23 protein-coding genes are annotated in these 19,166 nt (G+C 67.6%); 21 read left to right on the forward strand and 2 right to left on the reverse strand.

The features are described from left to right. From Q0672_RS09735 to Q0672_RS09835, 21 genes are all read left to right on the forward strand, one after another. On the forward strand, positions 1 to 407 hold a 407-nt coding region (locus tag Q0672_RS09735; RefSeq protein ID WP_298621789.1), incomplete at its 5' end, for a hypothetical protein. Next, positions 404 to 637 (forward strand): gpW family head-tail joining protein, encoded by a 234-nt coding sequence (gpW, locus tag Q0672_RS09740; protein ID WP_298621790.1) that lies wholly within the window; start codon positions 404 to 406, stop codon positions 635 to 637. The genes Q0672_RS09735 and gpW, both read left to right, overlap by 4 nt. A gap of 11 nt (positions 638 to 648) precedes the next feature. Further along, positions 649 to 2,247: a phage portal protein gene (locus tag Q0672_RS09745; protein WP_298621791.1), complete on the forward strand. Its 1,599-nt coding sequence runs from the start codon at positions 649 to 651 to the stop codon at positions 2,245 to 2,247. A 65-nt stretch (positions 2,248 to 2,312) separates the two neighbouring features. Continuing rightward, positions 2,313 to 3,686 carry a S49 family peptidase gene (locus tag Q0672_RS09750; protein WP_298621792.1) on the forward strand — a complete coding sequence of 458 codons (1,374 nt, stop codon included), beginning with the start codon at positions 2,313 to 2,315 and terminating at the stop codon, positions 3,684 to 3,686. A gap of 66 nt (positions 3,687 to 3,752) precedes the next feature. Further along, complete coding sequence (locus tag Q0672_RS09755) at positions 3,753 to 4,142, forward strand: head decoration protein (RefSeq protein WP_298621793.1); 390 nt, start codon at positions 3,753 to 3,755, stop codon at positions 4,140 to 4,142. Positions 4,143 to 4,148: 6 nt separating this feature from the next. Then, positions 4,149 to 5,168 carry a major capsid protein gene (locus Q0672_RS09760; protein WP_298621794.1) on the forward strand — a complete coding sequence of 340 codons (1,020 nt, stop codon included), beginning with the start codon at positions 4,149 to 4,151 and terminating at the stop codon, positions 5,166 to 5,168. 51 nt (positions 5,169 to 5,219) lie between these two features. Further along, positions 5,220 to 5,441, forward strand: a complete 222-nt coding sequence (locus Q0672_RS09765; protein WP_298621795.1) for a hypothetical protein — start codon at positions 5,220 to 5,222, stop codon at positions 5,439 to 5,441. After that, positions 5,438 to 5,725, forward strand: coding sequence for a hypothetical protein (locus Q0672_RS09770; protein ID WP_298621796.1), 288 nt, complete (start codon positions 5,438 to 5,440; stop codon positions 5,723 to 5,725). Before Q0672_RS09765 ends, Q0672_RS09770 begins: the two co-directional genes overlap by 4 nt. A gap of 3 nt (positions 5,726 to 5,728) precedes the next feature. Further along, entirely contained in the window at positions 5,729 to 6,172 is a 444-nt protein-coding gene (locus tag Q0672_RS09775; protein ID WP_298621797.1) for a hypothetical protein, read from the forward strand. Positions 6,173 to 6,183: 11 nt separating this feature from the next. After that, positions 6,184 to 6,822 (forward strand): phage tail tube protein, encoded by a 639-nt coding sequence (locus Q0672_RS09780; RefSeq protein ID WP_298621798.1) that lies wholly within the window; start codon positions 6,184 to 6,186, stop codon positions 6,820 to 6,822. Positions 6,823 to 6,826: 4 nt separating this feature from the next. Continuing rightward, entirely contained in the window at positions 6,827 to 7,159 is a 333-nt protein-coding gene (locus Q0672_RS09785; RefSeq protein WP_298621799.1) for a phage tail assembly chaperone, read from the forward strand. A 17-nt stretch (positions 7,160 to 7,176) separates the two neighbouring features. Further along, positions 7,177 to 7,479 (forward strand): DUF1799 domain-containing protein, encoded by a 303-nt coding sequence (locus tag Q0672_RS09790; protein WP_298621817.1) that lies wholly within the window; start codon positions 7,177 to 7,179, stop codon positions 7,477 to 7,479. Between the two features lie 4 nt (positions 7,480 to 7,483). Beyond that, a complete protein-coding gene (locus Q0672_RS09795) occupies positions 7,484 to 9,673 on the forward strand; it encodes a hypothetical protein (protein WP_298621800.1) in 2,190 nt (729 codons plus the stop codon). Position 9,674: 1 nt separating this feature from the next. Continuing rightward, on the forward strand, positions 9,675 to 10,040 hold the full coding sequence (locus tag Q0672_RS09800) for a hypothetical protein (RefSeq protein WP_298621801.1): 366 nt from the start codon (positions 9,675 to 9,677) through the stop codon (positions 10,038 to 10,040). 17 nt (positions 10,041 to 10,057) lie between these two features. Beyond that, positions 10,058 to 10,516 (forward strand): DUF1833 family protein, encoded by a 459-nt coding sequence (locus Q0672_RS09805; RefSeq protein WP_298621802.1) that lies wholly within the window; start codon positions 10,058 to 10,060, stop codon positions 10,514 to 10,516. Next, complete coding sequence (locus Q0672_RS09810; protein ID WP_298621803.1) at positions 10,516 to 10,908, forward strand: hypothetical protein; 393 nt, start codon at positions 10,516 to 10,518, stop codon at positions 10,906 to 10,908. The genes Q0672_RS09805 and Q0672_RS09810 overlap by 1 nt, the downstream gene beginning before the upstream one ends. After that, a complete protein-coding gene (locus Q0672_RS09815) occupies positions 10,899 to 15,239 on the forward strand; it encodes a host specificity factor TipJ family phage tail protein (RefSeq protein WP_298621804.1) in 4,341 nt (1,446 codons plus the stop codon). Before Q0672_RS09810 ends, Q0672_RS09815 begins: the two co-directional genes overlap by 10 nt. Further along, positions 15,236 to 15,754 carry a hypothetical protein gene (locus tag Q0672_RS09820; protein ID WP_298621806.1) on the forward strand — a complete coding sequence of 173 codons (519 nt, stop codon included), beginning with the start codon at positions 15,236 to 15,238 and terminating at the stop codon, positions 15,752 to 15,754. Before Q0672_RS09815 ends, Q0672_RS09820 begins: the two co-directional genes overlap by 4 nt. 66 nt (positions 15,755 to 15,820) lie before the next feature. Continuing rightward, the gene (locus Q0672_RS09825) at positions 15,821 to 16,180 is read left to right on the forward strand and encodes a hypothetical protein (protein WP_298621808.1); all 360 of its coding nucleotides are present in this window, start codon (positions 15,821 to 15,823) and stop codon (positions 16,178 to 16,180) included. Beyond that, complete coding sequence (locus Q0672_RS09830; RefSeq protein ID WP_298621810.1) at positions 16,180 to 17,094, forward strand: hypothetical protein; 915 nt, start codon at positions 16,180 to 16,182, stop codon at positions 17,092 to 17,094. Before Q0672_RS09825 ends, Q0672_RS09830 begins: the two co-directional genes overlap by 1 nt. 2 nt (positions 17,095 to 17,096) lie before the next feature. Continuing rightward, positions 17,097 to 17,606 (forward strand): lysis system i-spanin subunit Rz, encoded by a 510-nt coding sequence (locus Q0672_RS09835; protein ID WP_298621811.1) that lies wholly within the window; start codon positions 17,097 to 17,099, stop codon positions 17,604 to 17,606. 9 nt (positions 17,607 to 17,615) lie between these two features. Here Q0672_RS09835 and Q0672_RS09840 read toward each other — a convergent pair whose 3' ends face one another. Both Q0672_RS09840 and Q0672_RS09845 read right to left on the reverse strand, forming a co-directional pair. Further along, positions 17,616 to 17,936 (reverse strand): hypothetical protein, encoded by a 321-nt coding sequence (locus Q0672_RS09840; RefSeq protein WP_298621813.1) that lies wholly within the window; start codon positions 17,934 to 17,936, stop codon positions 17,616 to 17,618. Next, a complete protein-coding gene (locus Q0672_RS09845) occupies positions 17,936 to 18,508 on the reverse strand; it encodes a hypothetical protein (RefSeq protein ID WP_298621815.1) in 573 nt (190 codons plus the stop codon). Before Q0672_RS09845 ends, Q0672_RS09840 begins: the two co-directional genes overlap by 1 nt. Positions 18,509 to 19,166: the final 658 nt, after the last annotated feature.

The raw sequence follows: 19,166 nt of genomic DNA on the forward strand, positions 1-19,166 counted from the left end.
TCGTCGGCGCCCTGGTGGTCGGGGTGTCGGGCCTCGGCGTGCTGGGCAGCGCCGTCCCGGGCACGGGCGATGCCGGCGCCTCGATCCTCTACAACGATCTGGTGCTGCCCGCCGATGCCGGCAAGGAGGTGCGGGCGCTGATCACCTCGGCGCCGTCCTCCGGCACGCTGTTCGTCCATGAGGATGGCGCCCTGGAGTACACCGGCGCCAGCACCTCGTTCCAGTATCAGCTCTACGTCGACGGTGCCGCCGTCGGTGCCCCGCAGACGGTGACCCTCAACCTCGGCGGGGCCGCGGTGAAGGTCTGGACCGGCTCGGTAAATGTCGCCGCAGAGCCGAAGGCCTACGTCGGCGGCGGGTGGGTTCCGGTGACGATCAAGGTCTGGAACGGAGGGGCCTGGGTGTGACGGATATTCAGACGCTTCAAACGCGCCTCACCGAAGCCGAAGCCGCGCTGCACGACCTGCAGATCGGCAAGCGCAAGGTGTCGGTGTCGCGTAACGGCACCTCGATCGGCTACGCCAACTCGGCCAGCGACATCGCCAACCTCAAGTCGTACATCACCGACCTCAAGGCCCAGATCATCCGGGCGAGCGGGCAGGGTGGAGGCCGGCGAGTCATCCACAACTTCTTCTGACGGGTTCAACCATGTCCCTGCTCAATGTCACGCCCCGGCGCAATCGCGGCGGGGGGCGCCCGCGTGCGGCCGCGCTTGCCCACGAGGGCGCCTCGCTGACCAGCCAGCAGCTGGCCAGCTGGCGCCCGTGGTCCGGCTCGCCAGACGCCGACCTGCTCACCGAGCTGCCGATGCTGGTGTCCCGCTCGCGGGATCTGTCGCGCAACAACGGGATCGCCTCCGGCGCGGTGCAGACCCACGCCGACAACGTGATCGGCACGGGCCTGCGCCTGCAGGCCACGCCCGACTGGGCCGCCCTGGGCCGAGACAGCGAATGGGCCAATGCCTGGGCGCGCAAGACCGAAGGGCTGTGGCGTAGCTACTCGCGCAGCACCACCTGCGACGCGGCCCGCCGGCACAACTTCGCCGGGCTCACCACGCTGGCCTACAAGAGCGCGCTGCTCAATGGCGACCTGCTGGCGCTGCCGATCTGGCAACCCGAGCCGATGGATCGATTCGCCACGCGGATCGCGCTGATGGAGTCGGACCGGCTCTCCAACCCCAACAACGCGATGGACAGCCAGTACCGCCGCGGCGGGATGGACATCGACCAGTACGGGCGGGCGCTGAAATACTGGATTCGCAAGACCCATCCGGGCGACTGCTTCGCCGGCGTGGGGATGGCCGGCGAGTGGGAGGGTATCCCGGCCACCACGGACTGGGGCCGCAAGCGCGTGATCTACGCGGGCGACGTGGATCGGGCCGGGGCCACCCGGGCCAAGCCGATCTTTTCGGCGGTGATGCAGCAGTTCAAGCAACTGGACCGCTACGCCAGCGCCGAGCTCGACGCGGCCGTCACCAACGCCATGATCGCGGCCTTCGTCGAGAGCCCGATGGAGTTCTCCGACCTGCTCGAGATGCTCGGCGGCGATGCCGCCACGGCCAAGGCGTACATGGACACCCGGGCCATGCCGCAGAACCGGGCCAAGCTCAAGAGCGGGGCGATCGTCCCGCTCTACCCGGGCGAGAAGCTCAGTGCCTTCAACCCGGCCCGACCGGCGACGGGCTTTGCCGCCTTCATGGAGGCCACCCACCGCCACCTGGCCACCGGCCTCAACCTGCCGTACGAGCTGCTGCTGAAGGACTTCAGCAAGACCAACTACAGCAGCGCCCGGGCAGCCCTGTTGGAGGCCTGGCGGTACTTCCGCAGCAGGCGGGCCTGGGTGTCGGACTACTGGGCGCAGCCGATCTACGAGCTGTGGCTCGAGGAAGCCGTCAGCCTCGGCCTCGTCGAGGCGCCGGACTTCTACGAGAACCGCGCCGCCTGGTGCAGCGCCCGCTGGATCGGTGCCGGCCGCGGCTGGGTGGACCCGGTCAAGGAAGCCCAGGCCGCCACGATGCGGATCGACGGCGGGTTCTCCACGCTGGAGGCCGAATGCGCGGAGCAGGGCCTCGACTGGGAAGAGGTGCTCCACCAGCAGGCCCGGGAGAACGAACTCCGGCGCCGACTGGGTCTGCTGCCGGCCAAGACCACGCCGCCGCCTGCCGAGGACGACGAGGAGGAGGGCGAGGACGACAACCCGGCGCCCCCCGAGGACGGCCCCGAGAACGAAGGCGACGACCCTGCCTGACCGTGCAGACGTCTGCACACAACCCGAAACCCCGCTCCGGCGGGGTTTTGCTTTTGGAGCGCCCCATGCACATGTACCCGCATCTTGCGGCCAAGCTCTACAACACGCCGCTGATGATCGCCGAGAGCAAGTTTACGGTGATCGAGGGCGTGTTTCGCGCCTGGGAATCCGGCCATGCGCCGATGCCCGACGAGAAGCTGATCGCCGAGTTTGCCGAGCGGCAGACCCGCATGACCCTGGCGAGCGCCATCGGCCCCCAGCGTCGCTACGCCGACAAGCCCTACCAGATGACCGACAGCGGCATCGCGGTGATTCCGGTGATGGGCTCCCTCGTGCAGCGCGCCAGCGGGCTTGATGCGATGTCGGGCCTCACCAGCTACGGCAGCCTCGACAGCCTGTTCTCTCAGGCCTACGCCGACCCGGACGTGCGCGGCATCCTCGAGTGGTACGACACCCCGGGCGGCGAGGTGGCGGGGCTCTTCGCCCTGTCCGCCAAGCTGATGGCGGAGCGGGGTGGCAAGCCCACCCTGGCCTACATCGACGAGCAGGCCCTGTCGGCCGGCTACCTGCTGGCCTCCACGGCGGACGAGATCTGGATGCCCTCCACGGGCCTCGCCGGCAGCATCGGCTCGATCTTCATGCACCGGGAGCAGAGCGCCCGCAACACCGCCCAGGGCTACGTCTACACCCTGATCCGCTCCGGCGCCCACAAGGCCGCCGGCAATCCCCACGAGCCCCTCGATGGCGAGGCCCTCGCCTGGTTCCAGGCCGAGGCGGACCGCCTGCGCCTGATGTTCGCCGATCACGTGGATGGCGCCCGGGGCATCGAGCCCGGCAGCGCACTGGCCACCGAGGCCCGGGTGTTCTCCGGGCCGTCGGCCATCGAGCAGGGGCTCGCCAACAACATCGGGTCGCTGGCCGAAGCCATCGCCCACCTCGAAACCAGCATCACCGCGCGGGGCGTCTCGGGCTCCGCACCGAGCAACGCCTTTAACCCCGCGGCTTCCGCCACCAACCCTGCCAACAGCAAGGAGCCTCACATGTCCGACCCGACCAAGACCGACAACCTCACCGCCGAGCAGCTTGCCGCGGTCAAGTCCACCGCCCACGCCGAAGGCCTCAAGGCCGGCGCGCTGGCCGAGCGCACGCGCATCGGCGCCATCCTCAATGCCACCGAGGCCCAGGGCCGCGCCAAGCTCGCCCAGACCTTCGCCCTCGAATCCGATCTGGACGCCGCCACCGTCCAGAAGCTGCTCGCCGCCTCGCCGGCGGAAGCGGCGGCCGCCTCGGCCAACCCGCTCGCGGCGGCGATGGCCGGCGTGAAGAACCCGGACGTCGGTCCGGATGGCGGCGACGACAAGGACAAGTCGCCCCAGGCGGAAGCCAGCGCGCTGGCCCTGCAGATCATCAACGCTGGCAAGCCCGCCAAGCGCGCTTAAGCCTCCACCGCAGCACCCGACCCCCGTCACCCGCCGGCCACGCCGGCACCTACAGGAGCCATCCACATGGATCTCAAGACCACGGCGCGCTTTGCCGCCGAGGGCACCTACGTGCCCGACCGCCTGATCGCCGACGATGCGGACGACCTGCTCGGCAAGGGCATCACCCTCGCGTCCGGCCAGAGCCTGGAGCGTGGCACCGTGCTCGGCCGCATCACCGCCTCGGGCAAGTACGTGAAGTCGCTGGCCGCCGCGGCTGACGGCTCGCAAGTCCCGTCCGTCGTGCTCGCCGAGGACACCGACGCCTCGGCTGGCGACAAGGCCACCGTCGCCTACTTCGGCGGCGTGTTCAACGGCGCGGCGCTGATCCTCGGCACCGGCCACACCCTCTCCACCGTCTCCGACGCGCTGCGCGCCGTCGGCATCCAGACCGTCACCGTCCAAGCAGGGGTTTAACTCACCATGAACATCTTTGACACCGCCGTCCTGGCGCAGGTGGTTGCCTACCTGCCTGCCGCCCAGTCCTGGCTGCTCGACCGCTACTTCCGCATCGAGCAGCGCAGCGAAACCGAGGAGATCTACTTCGACGTCGAAGGCGGCGCCCGCCGGCTGGCGCCGCTGGTCTCGCCGCTGGTGCAGGGCAAGATCGTCACCTCCAAGGGCTACAAGACCAACAACGTGCGTCCGGCCTACGTGAAGGACAAGCGCGTCTTCGACCCGAGCCGCCCGCTCAAGCGCGCCATCGGCGAGCAGATCGGCGGGGCGATCTCGCCCATGGAGCGCATCCAGATCAATCTGCGCACCGAGCTCTCCGACCAGATCTCGATGATCACCCGCCGCATGGAGTGGATGGCCGCCTCGGCGCTGTACTCCGGCACCATCACCCTGTCCGGCGACGGCTACCAGACCGTGGTGGTGGATTTCGGGCGCGACCCGGGCCTCACCATCGCCAAGCTCGCCGGCGCCAAGTGGTCCGACCCCGACGTCAATCCGCTCAACGACCTGCAGGACTGGGCGCTGCTCATGCTGCAGAAGTCCGGCGTGTCGGCCACCGAGGTCACCATGACCGCCGACGTCTGGAAGGTCTTCCGCGACAACCCCTATGTGGCGGACCGCTGGAACACCCTCAACGAGCACCGCGCCGCCCTCGACCTCTCGGCCGTCACCACCCCCGGTGGGCGCGTGATGGGCACCATCGATGGCTTCACCATCATCGTCTATGCCGACTGGTATCTCGACCCGGCCACCGGCGAAGAGAAGCCGATGATCCCCGCCGGCACGGTGATCCTCACCGGTCCGCAGATCGAGGGCGTGCGCGCCTACGGCGCCATCAAGGACGAAGAGGCCGGCTACCAGGCCCTGCCGTACTTCCCGAAGTCCTGGGTCGAGAAGGACCCGAGCGTGCGCTACCTGCTCACCCAGTCCGCGCCGCTGGCCTATCCGTCCCGTCCCAACGGCACCCTGCGCGCCACCGTGCTGTAACCCCTTGCCACCCCGGTCCACCGGGGTGGCGTCATTTCGAGGATCAAGACCATGAAGATCATTCCCAATCTCACCCTGGAAGATCAGGACGGCAAGCGCCACCCGCCGGGCAAGCTGATGAACGTCTCCAAGAAGATCGGCGACGACGCCGTGGCGCGCGGCCTGGCCGTGCGCGCCGACGGCGAGGAGGCCGCAGCGCCGGCCGTCCCCGCGGGCGCCAATGCGGTGCCGGACCCGGACGACGAGGAGGAGGGCGAAGGGGAGCCTCAATGACCTGGCGCGACGATGCCGTCGAGGCCTTCCGTGTGCTGCTGGATGAGTTCGGCGAGCCGGTCTCGATCGCCGGCGCCGATCCGGTGCAGGCGATCTACAGCCACAAGGCGGACGACGCGCTGGGCATGCAGGGCTATGCCCCGTCCCTGGAGGTGCTGGAGGACGAACTGCCCGAAGGGCTGACGGAGGAGTCGCCCCTCGTGTTTCGCGGCAAGGCCTTCGTCGTGGGCGTCATCACCACCGACGGTGACGGCGTCGTCGCGCTCCGGCTCCGGGAGGCCTGAACCATGGCCCACCTCCGAACCCAGATCCGGCAGGCCGTGAAAGCGGCCCTGCTGGACCTGCCCACCACCGGCGCCAACGTCTTTACCTCGCGGCCCGGGCCGCTGCCGGACGCCAGGCTGCCGGCGCTGATCATCGAGACCAATGCCGAGGACGCCAGCGGCTTCGACCTGCAGGACGAAACCGACGATCGCGACCTGACCTTGCTGGTCATCGGCCGCGCCAAGCACTCCGACGAGCTCGACGATGTGCTCGACCAGATCGCGCTGGAAGTCGAACAGGCCATGAAGGCCTCTGGCTCAGCGGCCCTCGAAGGGCTCGTCGAGTCCGTTTCCTACTCCGGCATGCGGATCGGCGCCTCGGCCGACCTCGAGAAGCCGGCCGGCGAGATTCGTCTCGCCTACGCGGTGCGCTACCTGCCCGCATCCGCAGACCCTCAATCCACTTAGGAGAGCTGTACATGATTCCCAACGGTGCAACCCTTTCGGTCGGCTCCGCGTTCGGTGCTGCGCTGGCGATCAGTGCCATCAGCAACGCCAGCCCGGCCGTCGCCGATCTTCCCGCCGACCACGGCCTCACCGCCGGCAAGCTGGGCATCCTCAAGGTCAACTGGGGCCGACTGCTCGGCAAGGTGGCCAAGGTCCAGTCGGTGTCCGGTGCCCATGTGACCCTCACCGGTATCGACACCGACAACGAGAATCTCTTCGTGCCCGGCGGTGGTGTCGGCATCTTCACCGAGATCACCGGCTTCACGACCCTGCCCAAGGTCACCAACTTCAAGGTCGAGGGCGGCGAGCAGCAGTACGAAACCAACCAGTGGCTCGACTCCGAGGTCGAGGAGCAGGAACGCACCATCCGCAGTGCCAAGAAGCTCGGCTTCCAGATCAAGGACGATCCCGACGCCGCCTGGTATCCGGTGCTCAAGCGCCTCTCCGATGAGGAGGTCGAGACCGCCTTCCGGCTCAGCCTGAAGAACGGCCGCTCGATCTTCTATTCGGGCGTGCTCTCCGTGGGCGACAGCCCCTCGGTGGAGCAGAACAAGACCATGCTCCTGCAGGTGGACATGGCCATCCTGTCCGCCGGCGTCTCGCGGTACTGATCTCATGGGCGCCCGTTTCGTAAAACGCGAGTCGCCGCCGTTCGAGCTGCCGGTGACCTTCAAGCGCGAGGGTGGCGACACCCTCGATGTGGTGTTCGTGGTCGAGTACAAGGGGCCGCAGGCCTTGCACGAGTGGGTCTCGCGGCCGGTCTCCGATCCGGATTCCGTCCGGCTGTGCAGCGTCGTGCGGGGCTGGGATCTGGTCGACGGCGACGATGTGCCGATCCCGGTGTCCGCGGCGGCCTTCGCCGAGGTGCTGGACGACTACGACGGCGCGGTGCAGACCTTCCTCGCGCGCTACGTGTCCGGCTGTGGCGAGCATCGCGAAAAAAACTGACCGAGGCTGCGGAGGCGCTGTGCCGCCCGCAGCCCGACAGTCGCGCCCTCGCCGAGGCGGGCTTCGAGGAGGGGGATTACGACGAGGAGGACAGCATCGTCGTGTTCCCCGAGAACTGGAGCGCGCTCCGGCTCTTCGATGCCCTCCAGACCCAATGGCAGGCGGTGGCCACCCCTGTCGGCGGGCTCCGCTTCCTCGGGCTGCATTACCCATCCATTCCCATCGTCGAGGCCCGCCTCGGCATCAACGCGGACGCCGATCTGCTCGGCGCCCTGCAAACCCTTGAGCGTGCCGGCCGGCGCGTGATGAACGGAGGCTGACCCGATGACCATCAAGGACATCGTCTACAACATCCTGGGCAAGGACGGCACCGCCCAGGCCTGGGCACAGGCCCGCGCTACCGCCGGCAAGGGGATGGCGGGCATCAACGCCCAGGTGTCGAGCATGGGCAGCAACATTGCCGCCTCGCTCGCAGCGGCACTGTCGGTGGGCGCCATCGCCAGCTGGGTGAAGGAGGCCACCGAGGTGGCCGGCACCTTCAAGGATCTGCAGGATTCGTTCGGCGCCACCGCCGACGGCCTGTCGCGCATCCGCGCCGGCGCCCAGCTTTCCGGCACTCAGCTTGCCGATCTGGAGGGGCCGATCGGCAAGCTGGTGAAGTCGCTCAACGACGCCGACACGTCCGGTTCGGATGCTGGCCGGGCGCTGAGCGAGCTCGGGCTGAAGGCCTCGGAGGTCAAGGCCATGGCGCCCGACCAAGCCTTCATCGCCATCGCCGAGGCCATGCAGGAGGTGGAGGACGGCGGTGGCAAGGCTGCTCTCGCCACCGCGCTCTTTGGCAAGGAGGGCGCGAAGCTGATCCCCGTCCTCAACGACGTGGCCGAGGTGGGCAATCGCTACACCAGGATCACCCAGACCCAGATCGACGCCGCCGACGAGTTCGACAAGTCGATGAAGCGCCTCAACGGCTCGTTTCAGGACTTCAAGGTCGCCGTGGGCAACAGCGTGATCCCGGCCATCAACCGGATGATCGACGAGTTCAACGATGCCCGGGCTGCAGGCCTGGGCTTCATGGCCACCCTCGGCCAGATGCAGGGCACGTGGAACCGCACCGAGACCTGGGACGAGAAGGTCTCCGGCGCCAAGAAGGCGATCGAGGGGCTCAACAACGAGCTCAAGGACCTCTCGGACTGGGACAAGCAGGCCGGCGTGCAGAACGACATCGAGGCCAAGCTCGCCAAACAGCAGAAGCTGCTGGCCTTCTATCAGTCCCGCGCGAAGGCCGCCAACGACGGGCTTGCCGCTCAGCTGGGCGTGGGCGACATCGCCAGCGGCAAGAGGGACGTCTCGGGTTTTCGGCTGAAGGACGACAGCGACAAGGGGAAGGGCAAGTCCAGCACCGCCAAGGACACCTTTGAAGACCCCCGCGCCGACTCCGCCAAGGCCTGGGGTGACGCCATGAAGGCGCTGGGCGACCAGATGGAGGCCGCCCAGATCAAGGCCATGGGGCTGGGCGAGGCCCAGACCACGCTCTACAAGCTGATGACCTCGCCCGGCTGGGCGGACATGCCCGAGACCTGGCGGCAAACGGCCCTCGCCCAGTTCGATGCCGCGCAAGCCGCCGAGATGGCCGCCAAGGCCGACGAAACCCTGCGCGAGGCCTACGACCGCACGCTCTCGCCGCTCCGCGAGAAGCTCGCCGATCTGGAAAAGGAGACCGATTTCTACGGGATGACGGAATCCCAGATCAACACCACCGTTGCCGCGCGGATCGAGGAGGCGGCAGCTATTGCTCGTGCCAACGGCGTGTCTGACGATCAGGTTTCGCTGCTTGAGCAGGAAGTAAAGCTGCGTCGGCAGATTGCCGAAACTTCGCGGCGCAAAGAGGCGAAAGAGGCTGCGGATGCTGCTGCAAGGGAATCTGCTGAGGCCTGGAAGCGTGCGGGCGATGACATTGCCCGCAGCATGACGGACTCCATTTATCAGGGGTTCCAGGACGGCAAGCCCTTTGCCAAGGTGTTTGCCGACGCCATCGGCAGCACGATCAAGACCACGCTCTTCCGGGCGGTGGCGGACGGGCTGATGTCGCCGCTCAAGTCGGTGATGGCGCAGCTGGGGAAGCAGGCGGGAGCCGCGCTGGGCAACCTCTTTGTGCCATCGGCCCACGGTAATGCTTTCGGGTCTGCAGGGCTGATGGCCTTCGCTACCGGCGGCGTGGTGTCTGGTGCCACGGCCTTCAGCTTTGCCGGGGGTACGGGGGTGATGGGCGAGGCCGGGCCGGAGGCAATTCTGCCCCTGCGCCGCACGTCGTCGGGCGACCTCGGCGTGATCGCCCAGCAGGGTGGCACCAGCGCTGGCCTGCAGGCGGTGCGGGTGGAACTCATCAACCAGACCAGTCAGGCCAGCCAGGCCGTCAGCGCCACGCCACGTTTCGACGCGGAGGGGCTGGTGGTGCAGGTGGTTCTGCGGGATCTCAACAACAACGGGCCGATCCGTCAGGCCCTGGGAGGGTGACATGGCCACCTGGCCGACGTATGCACGGCTGAAGTTCCGGCCGTTTGCCGAGCAGCGCGAATCCGGCGTGATGGGCACCGAGATGGAAAGCGGCCCGCCCAAGGTCGTGGTGGTGCGCTCCCGGGTGATGGTCCGCCGGCCGGTGGAGGTGGGCTTTCGCTCTCGGGCGGATTACCGCGCCTTCATCGACTGGTTTCGCAACGACATCAAGCAGGGGTCCCAGTGGTTTGACTGGGCCGACCCCGTTACCGGCACCACGCGGCGCGCCCGCATCGCGAAGGGCGAGCTGGGCGATGCCTCGCCCGTCCGGCCGCTGGCGCGCGACGGGGGTTGGCGTATGACCTTGACCCTGGAGACCTGGCAGTAATGGCACGCAGTTATTCGATGAGGGCTCGTCGGCAGTTGCACGCCACCTCCAGCGGCGATCCGCCGTTGGTGCTGCTGGAAATCACCCACCCCGACCTGCCCGATCCTGTGCGGGTGGTGGGTGACACGCAGGATTTGCTCAGCAATGGGCAGGTTTTCGTGGCGATGGGCTTTCGAGTGCGGCTACCGGACGAGGTGCAGGGCCAGCAGCCGCGGGCCGAGCTGGCCGTGGACAACGTCGGCCGGGAGCTGATGCAGTGGGTCGAGCAGTCGGCCGGCGGTCGCAACGCCCGGGTGCGGCTCATGCAGGTGCTGCGCTCGCATCCCAACAACATCGAGTGGGAGATCAGCATGTACCTCAACAACCTGAGGGCTACGGCCACCGAGGTGTCGGGCGAGCTGGGCTTTCCGCGGCTGCTCGACGTCCCCGCTGTGCAGATGCGGGCCGACCCCCAGACCATGCCGGGGATCTTCTGATGGCGCACTGGAGCGAGGCCTATTTGGGGCGCGCCTACGTGCCCGGCGCCTACGACTGCGCCGCGCTCGCCGCCGACGTGCAGCGCGAGGTGTTCGGCCGCGCGGTGGTGATCCCGGCCGAGCGTCCGGACGGCCCGTCCGAGGGGGCTGCCATGGTCGCCGTGATCAAGGCCGATCACGCGCAGCGCCTCGATGCGCCGGTGGAAGGGGCGATCGTGCTGATGCGCCGGGGCAGCCTCGCCCGGCCCTGGCACGTGGGCACGTATTTCGAGCGGGCGGGGGAGGGCTGGATTCTGCACACCACCCGCTCGGCGGGTCGGGCCACGGCGATGCGGGTCCGGGACATGGGCCGATTCGGTTTACAGATTGAAGGGTATTACGCATGGACATGACTCAACCGCCGGGCGTGCAGGCGTCTGCACATCGGCAAGCCGCGCTCGTCTGGTCGCCGCACCCGCTGATCGCGGGCGAGGGCCGAGTGGTGGCGTTCGATCCGCCGACGGGCGCCGAGTCGCTGCAGGACTACTTGACCCGCCTCGGGGTGGATCTGTCCGGCCCGGTCATCGTGGCCGTGGATCGCACCGTCATCCCGCGGGAGTGGCTGGGCCGGGTGAAGCCCAAGCCTGGTACGCTCATCTCGGTGCGGGCGGCCGTGGCTGGCGACGACGGTTCCCAGGTGGTGGCCATTGTCGCCATGATCGCCCTGATGGTGGCGGCGCCTTACCTGGGCATGGCGCTGGCGACCGGCCTCACCGGCAGCAGCATCGCCGCCACCACCTACATGGCCGGTATGGCACTCACCCCGGCCATGCTGGGCACGGCGGCCGTGACCGTGCTCGGCTCGATGGCGATTTCGGCGCTCACGCCGCGGCCCAAGGTGGACCTCGGCCGGGCCATGTCGACGGTCAAGGAATCCTCCACCTACAGCCTCGCCGGTGGCAGCAACCAGGCCCGGCCGTATGAGCCCCTCGGGCTTACCCTGGGCCGGCATCGGGTGTTCTTCGATCTGGCCAGCCGCCCGTACGCGGTGAACAAGGGCGAGGACCAATACATCTATCAAGTCTTTCATGTGGGCATGCACGGTGCCCACGGGTCGCTGCGCGTCGAGGATCTGCGCATCGGCAACACGCCGCTGTCCGACTACCAGGACGTCACCCTCGAATACGCCACCGACGCCATGCCGGCGCTCATGCCCTACAACGTGGACTCGGTGGCCGGTGGGTCTGTCACCGTGGCCGGCGGCCCGATCATCCGCACCACCAGCATTGATACCACGCGGATCGAGGTGGACATGCAGTTCGTCGCCTACCGCGCCGGCAGCAAGGGGCTGCAGCAGAACACGGCCGTCTTTCAGCTCGAATACCGGGCAGTGGGCGGTGACCGCTGGTTTCCCCTCGGACAGATGCCGGTGCCGTCCTTCTATTCGCACTACTGGTCCAGGGGCGACTGGGGGCAGGCCGTCGACTGGGAAGGCAACCCCAGCGGGTTGGTGTGGATTCAGACCGAGTTCGACGTCAGCCGCTGGGCGGGCGCCCATACCGACGGGGTGGACGGCTGGCGCTGGCGTCCGTACTCCGAGAGGCCCGTCTCCGACCCGGCCCCGCCGGACTGGGAGCTCCAGCCCTCGGCCCAGATGACGGTCAGGCTGTCGCAGGCCACGCCCATGCGGCAGACCTTCTACACGGAGGTGGGCCGGGGCCAGTACGAAGTGCGCTGCTTCCGGGTGACGCCCGACGAAACCGACAGCAATGCCGTCGCCGACATCACATTGACGTCCGTGCGCAGCTATCAGTCGCAGGAGGGGGATTTCACCGGCCAGTGCTTCCTGGCCGTCAAGGTGCGGGCGTCGGGCCAGTTGAACGGCACGCTCTCCACGATCTCGGGCATCGTCTCCCAGCCGGTGGCGCCGGGGGTGTATTCGTCGAACCCGGCGGATCTGTTCCTGCTCTTTGCCCGGGGCTACCGGGCCGAAGGGCGGCTCGTGTGGGGTGCCGGCATGGCCGACGTCGAGCTCGATCTGCCGGCCATCGCCGCGTGGCGTGCCTGGTGCGTGGCCAACAGCCTGCGCTGCAACCTGCACATCGACTCGTCGAAGAGCGTGTGGGACATCCTGCAGGCCATCTGCCGTTGTGGCCGGGGCTCGCCCAGCTGGAGCACCGGGCGGCTTGGCGTGCTGTGGGACGCGGCCGACCAGCCGGTCGTGGCGGTGTTCGGCCCCTCGAACATCAAGCGGGGCAGCTTCGAGGTGGTCTATGGCTCAGAGGCCGCGGCCGACGAGATCACGCTCACCTACGTGGATGAGGCCAACGACTACCAGACCGACACCGTGCGGGTGAAGGCGCCGGGCGTGACCACGCCCACCAAGCCGGCCGCCATTGAGCTGTGGGGCTGCACCAGCTTCCAGCAGGCGATCCGCGAGTGTCGTCTGCAGGTGGCGCACCAGATCTACCGGGTCCGTCAGGTGTCGTGGGTGACCGACATGGAAGGGCTCGTCGTCACCCGCGGTGACGTGGTGACGCTGTCCCACGACCTCACCCAGTGGGGCACTTCCGGGCGCCTCGTGGCCGGCACGACCCATGTGCTCCAGCTGGACCGGGCCATCACGCTTGATGGCGCCGGTAGCTGGGTCACGGTGGTCGACCCCACGGGCGCGATGCACACCTGCCGGGTGCAGTATCAGGCGGGGGAGGTGGATTCGATCGCCCTGATTGATCCGCTGCCGGTGGCGCCCGACAGTGACAACCCGGTGGACTGGCGCTGGCTGGCCGACTACCAGCCGACTCCGGGCAAGCGGGTCAAGATCACCGACATCCGCCCCACCTCGATGCACGAGGTGCGCATCACGGCCATGGACGACCCGGACGAGTACTACGCGGCCGAGTCGGGCACCTATAGCCCGGCGCCGGTGCGCAAGTGGACCTCGTCCGATCCGACCCTCTCCGATCTGTCGTTTGCCGAGGAGCTGGTGACCGCCGGCGCCGGCTACGCGGTGAGGCTCACCGTGTCGTGGTCCGAGACCGGCTACGTCTCGTCCCGGCGTGTGAAGTACCGGATCGACGATGGGACGTGGATCGACCTCGGGCTGGTGGACAACTCGTCTGTACGGCTCGACGTACCGGACGCCGGCACCGTGACGGTGGTGGTGGTCGGCTACGACGGTGCCGGGCAGGTTCGGCCCTCGGCCGTGAAGGGCGCCTCGCACGTGATCGCCGGCCGGTACGCGCCGCCGCCGGCGGTCACCGGCTTTGCGGTCAGCGCGCTGCCCGATGGCACGCGGGTGGTGACCTGGACGGTTGCCGAGGTGCCGCCGGACGTGGGCTACATCGATGTCCGTTATGCGGCAAGCTCGGCCACCCCCTGGGCGGCCATGACCGTGCTGGGCACGTCGATCTACGCGGCGGGCCGGGCGGAGGCCAGCGTGCCGGGCGCCGGCACCTGGACCTTCGAGGCCAGGCTGCGGGACAGCAGCGGCATCCACAGCGACACGGGGCTGCGCGTCACGGTTACGTTGGGCGCGCCGCCGGCCGCCGCGGTGGCCGGGGTCAATCGGCTCTACAACTCGTCGCGACGACTTGCGAATGGCAACGACGACGGGTGGTATTCGGGCACATGGGCGTCTCCCGGCGTGACGCCGGTGGATGTGGAGTTCGGTGCGGAGCAGGCGGGCGTATGGCACTTGACCAGTGGCGCCAGCCGGTACGCGCACATCCGCGGTGCGTACGCGGACCGCTATCCGGAATGGCTGTCCTGGCCCCAGAAGTTGCCGGTGCGCCCGGGGCAGCGCCTGGAAGCGCACGCCCTTACCGGCGCCCATCGTGGCACCGTCATCGTGGCGATCAACTGGCTGAACGGCGCCGACTCACTCATCCGTCAGGACGTGGTGGGGATGAATGCGTCGGAGAAGGTGGGCGGAACCCGACTGGAGGATTGGAAGAAGACCGGCGGGTTCGCCGAGGCACCCGCTGGTGCCGTGTCGGCGGTGTTCTGCGCGCAGCTCAGAGACTGCTGGGCCGCCGATCCGTACATGTTCATCGATCAGTGCTTCCTCGGCGAGGCCCTGCCGGGCCAGACCGAACTGTCGCCCTGGTCGGATGGCGCACGGACGGTGACCAACACCGACCAGCTGGTGGATGGGGCAGGGCTGGGCGACACGGCCACCTGGGGTGGTGTCAGCGGCGCCGGCAAGCCCGAGGACAACGCCACGGTGGGGGCCGAGTTCGGCAAGAACATCAGCGGCAAGATCGATCCGGGCAACTCGGCGACCTACATCGACGAGCTGGCGATCGGTACGTCTCACCTGGCTGACCGTGCGACCACTGTGGTGCTGCAGAACTGGCACAACGACTACGGGTCGATCCTGGGTGGGCAATGGCAGGGTGTGGCGGTGTTCGACCTTCTCGACGAGTTTGCGCACGGTGCAACGATCACCATCACCTCGTCCGGGATGTTGTGGCCGGATGGCGCGACCGACATCCATGGTCGGGTGATTGCCCATACCGGCGCGCGCTCGGGCTCGGGGCTGGGCCTACCCTGGGGGCCGGATCAGGAATTGATCTCGGACTTTCAGGTGTCGAGCTACACGGCATCGGACGCGCGCCCGTACTCGATTTCCAAAACCATCATCCTGGCGCCCGGCGCCAACTTACGGGTGATCCTGCAGTTTTCAGGGGCCACCTACTTTTATCTCAAGCACGACACCCGAATGGAGGTGATCAAAAAGTGAATGCCGCAATTTATGGGGCCGACGGCTTCTTCACCGGGCAGTTCATCGGCGGGCCGACGGCGGAGTACATCGAGCGGATGACGCCGGCCGGCTTCTTTGCCTGGGTGTATGACGGCCCGTCGCTGGATGTCCGGCGCTACCGCGTCGATCACGGGCAGTTGGTGGAGCACATTCCGGAGGCGCCGATGGAAACCGACGATCTGACGTGGATCTGGGAGCCCGCCGTGTGGCGGTGGGTGGGCGTGCCGACGCCGGCGGCGGTCTTTCTGGCGCGCCGCACGGCCATGGCCGATGCAGTGCTGCAGGAGATCACCACCGCCGAGGCGCGCCAGGCGCGCCCGGTGCGCGAACTGCTCGATGCGCTGCTCACCGGCCAGGCGCCGGCGCAGACCGCGGTGGAGACCTTTGCGGCGCTCAAGGCCGAGATCAACGGCGCCCGGGCGCGCTATGGCGAGATCCTCGCCGCCCAGGCCGAGGCTGACCTCGACGCGATCGGCGTGGCGGTGGCTGCATAGGCGTGCAGACGTCTGCACCGTGTTTGAAACCCGCTCCGGCGGGTTTTTTCTTTTTCAGGGGGTGATGTGGCAGAGCCAAACATTGGGCAGGTGCAGGAGGCGCTGGAAGGCGTGAGGGAGGACGTGCGCGAGATCCGCAGCGCCATGTCGAAGATGGCCGACGCGGTGGTGCGCCTGGCCGTCCTCGAGGAGCGCCACCAGACGGTGTCGTCGGCACTCGACCGGGCCTTCTCGGCCCTTTCCAAACTCTCCGAGCGGGTGCGCGACCTTGAGCAAACCCTCCCGGAAAACCTTGAGGCGCGGCTGCGCGACCTCGAACAGGCGCAGCCCGTCCAGAAGCTCACGTCCGGCTGGACGATCGGGCTCGTGGGCTTTGGGGCCGGGCTGCTGGCAACGATTCTTCTCAAGAAAATGGGGGTGATGTGATGGTGAAGTCGGTTCGTTTCTGGGTGTTGTGGGTGGCCGTGCTGGTGGTGGGCGGCTGGTATCTGGCGGGCGACCCGTCGGGTGGCCTGCAGGTGACCGAGCAGCTGCGCACGCTGGTCGGGGTGCTGGTGGCGGCGCCGGTGGTCTATGCGCTGCGCCGGGCGTTTGCCGAGGCGGTGCGTGGCAAGGATCTGGCCGAGCAGATCCAGCGCGGCAACATCGCGGCCGGGATCGCCTACCTGGGGCTGTGCCTGCTCACCGGGCTGCTCTTCCTGGCCGTTGCGCCCCGGGCCTTTGCTGCGCCCATGCCGCCGGGCGCGGTAACGCACCTGCCCACCCTGCAGGCCGAGATCGTGGCCCGCTGGCCGGGCATGGGCATGCCGTCGATGCTGGGGGCGCTGGTCGAGCAGGAGAGCGGCTGGCGCGAGCGGGCCACCCTCAAGACCAGCCGGGAGGAGGGCGTCGGGCTGGGGCAGTTCACCCGGGCCTACACGGCGGATGGCCGGCTGCGCTTTGACGCGCTGGCCGAGGTGTCACGCCTTGATCCGTCGCTCGCTGCCTGGACGTGGGCCAACCGCTACGACCCGCGCTTGCAGCTGCGCGCCGTGGTGGTGAAGGTGCGAACGTGCTACGCGCGCCTCTCGCGCCTGGTGCGCGACGACTACAACGCCCTGGCTATGTGCGATGCGGCCTACAACGGGGGCGAGGGCGGAGTGATGGCCGAACGGCGCCTGTGCGCCCAGGTGGCCGGCTGCGACCCGAGCCAGTGGTTTGGTCATGTGGAACACCACTCCACCAAGAGCCGTGCCAAGTGGCAGGGCTACGGCCTCAGCGCCTTCGACATCAACCGCACCCACGTGCGCAATGTGATGGTGGTGCGCCGGGCCAAGTACGTGCCGGTGATGGGGGCCTGACCGTGCTGACGGCCGTCATCCCCTGGCCCTGGCGGGCGCTGGCCATCGTGCTGCTGTGTACGGCATCGGGCGTGATCGGGTGGCTTGATGGCGCCCAGCATGCCGGCGCCGATGCCCTCGCGCGGGAACTCGACACCGCTCAGGCCCTGGCCGAGCGCGTGCAGGTGCTGCAGCTGCAGGCCCGCACCGCCGAGCAGCGCCACGCCCAGGCCCTTGCAGACGTCTCAACGGATTACCAACGGAGGATCAATGAAGCGAATCAGGTTCGAGCGGCGGATCGCGCCGCTCTTCGCGCTGGCACTTTGCGCCTGCGCGACCCCGACAGTACCGCTGCGGGTTGTGGAGATCCCGCCGCCCAGGCTGGCGCCGGCGCCGCCGGACGTGATGGTCGAGCGCCCGGCGAGCTTTCGGCAGCGGCTGCTGGATTTCTTCTCGAGCTCGCCAGCGATGCCGACGACGTCGCCCGGCAGTTAGCGGCCTGCCAGCGGGTGGTGGAGGCTGATCGACAGTGAGCGGTTGGCTTAGTCGCCGGCCAGTTTTGCCGGGATGGGCTGCAGGCCCATCTTGGCCCGGCCGCTGCTCTGCTCCTGCAGGTAGGCGTAAAAAAGGGCGACTGCGCGAGGGTCGCCCTTGATGGCGTACGTGTCGGACTTGCATTCGTGGCAAATCCCAGCGAACGCGGCCTCAATTCCATCCATGCCTTGCGTGGGCATTTCGTGCACCTCGGTGATCGGGTGCTGGCAGTTGTTGCAGATGAGCGAGTCAGGCCGTAGCGCCTCGATCTTTTCCCTGGCTTGCTGAGTCCGCTGTTCTTGCGTGCCCCGGCGTTTTGCTTGGCCCATTATTCGGCTCCTTCTTCTTCGTCGCAGGGCAATTCGCAGAGCTCCTCATCGTTCTTTCCCGTCAGGTTGTCGTACTGCACCTCGAGGCGGTCAGTGTCGAAGTAGAAGGCGTTCAAGAGGGAAATTGCTCGGCGGACCTCGCGGATCTCCTCGTCGCTCTCAGGTGCCTTCCTTCGCAATGAGCGGTCATATCCCTGCAGCCACTCCTGGATCTCGGCAATTGCGCCGAGAGTAATTCCGCTCCGGATTAAGTCACTGGCTGTCAGGTTGGAGACGTACTCGGGCGTGAGCTCGGCTTTTGTGCTCAGGAGAAGAGCCTGTACCAGCCGATCCACGAGTAGGGAGCGGAGGCCGCTGGCTGGGTTGCTTAGGAGTTTGTCCAGTCTGGAAAGGTATTCTGGATTGGATCGGATGGCCTTGAGGTCGTACGGAAGGCCGAGAGCCCTGCAGATCCGATGCAGGTTGTTGACCGTTTGGCCGGCGCTGATGCCTGCTTCTTCACCGGCATTCTTGAGCGTTTTGCCGGCGGCAACGGCGCGTAGGATTTGCGCCTTCCTGTTGATGTTGTGCATCCGATTCCCCCGTTGTTTGGACGCGACAAGTGCGCCCGTATGTCATTTCGGGCGACATTCTACAATCAACAGTTCAGTGTGGTGAGTGTCTATTTGGCCGGCCCTGAAGACTGTCAAAAGTGTTCGGAATAGCGCTGCAACCCGTTGATATGTATGGGCCGGAATGGCTGTTTTTGACGCCTGTTTTTGCAGGCTGTAGCGATGCTAATGTTCATGTTTTTAAAGAATAAATGTGTATTTCTCGGTGTGTGCATGGTGTGCACCGTCCACTAGTTTTAGCGTTCGTCCATCCGCGTCGGGCGAGTGGTCTGCGCAGGCGAGGCTGCCTTCAGGGGCGTTGCCTTCCGTTGAATCGTGCCCGACCTCGCGGGCGCCGACGTCGGGTGATGGCTCATCGACATCGGCTCCCGCTGACCCCCATCGACCCTGTCCGCACCCCCCCGAGGGGGTCGCCGCCACCCTCATGCCGACTCATTTTGAGGCGACGTCGGGTGGCGTCGAGGCGAAGTCGGCTTGGCCGAGGCCGAAGTCGATGAGCGTTTCTACCCGCAGGGGGTGGGCGGCATCCCCCTTGGGGGTCGGGTTTCATCAACGTCGGGTGGGGAGCCTGTCCGAATTTTTGTGTTTGAGGCATAACATCAGACCCGGAGGGAATGGT

Source organism: uncultured Zoogloea sp., assembly GCF_937894855.1.
Lineage (GTDB): Bacteria > Pseudomonadota > Gammaproteobacteria > Burkholderiales > Rhodocyclaceae > Zoogloea > Zoogloea oryzae.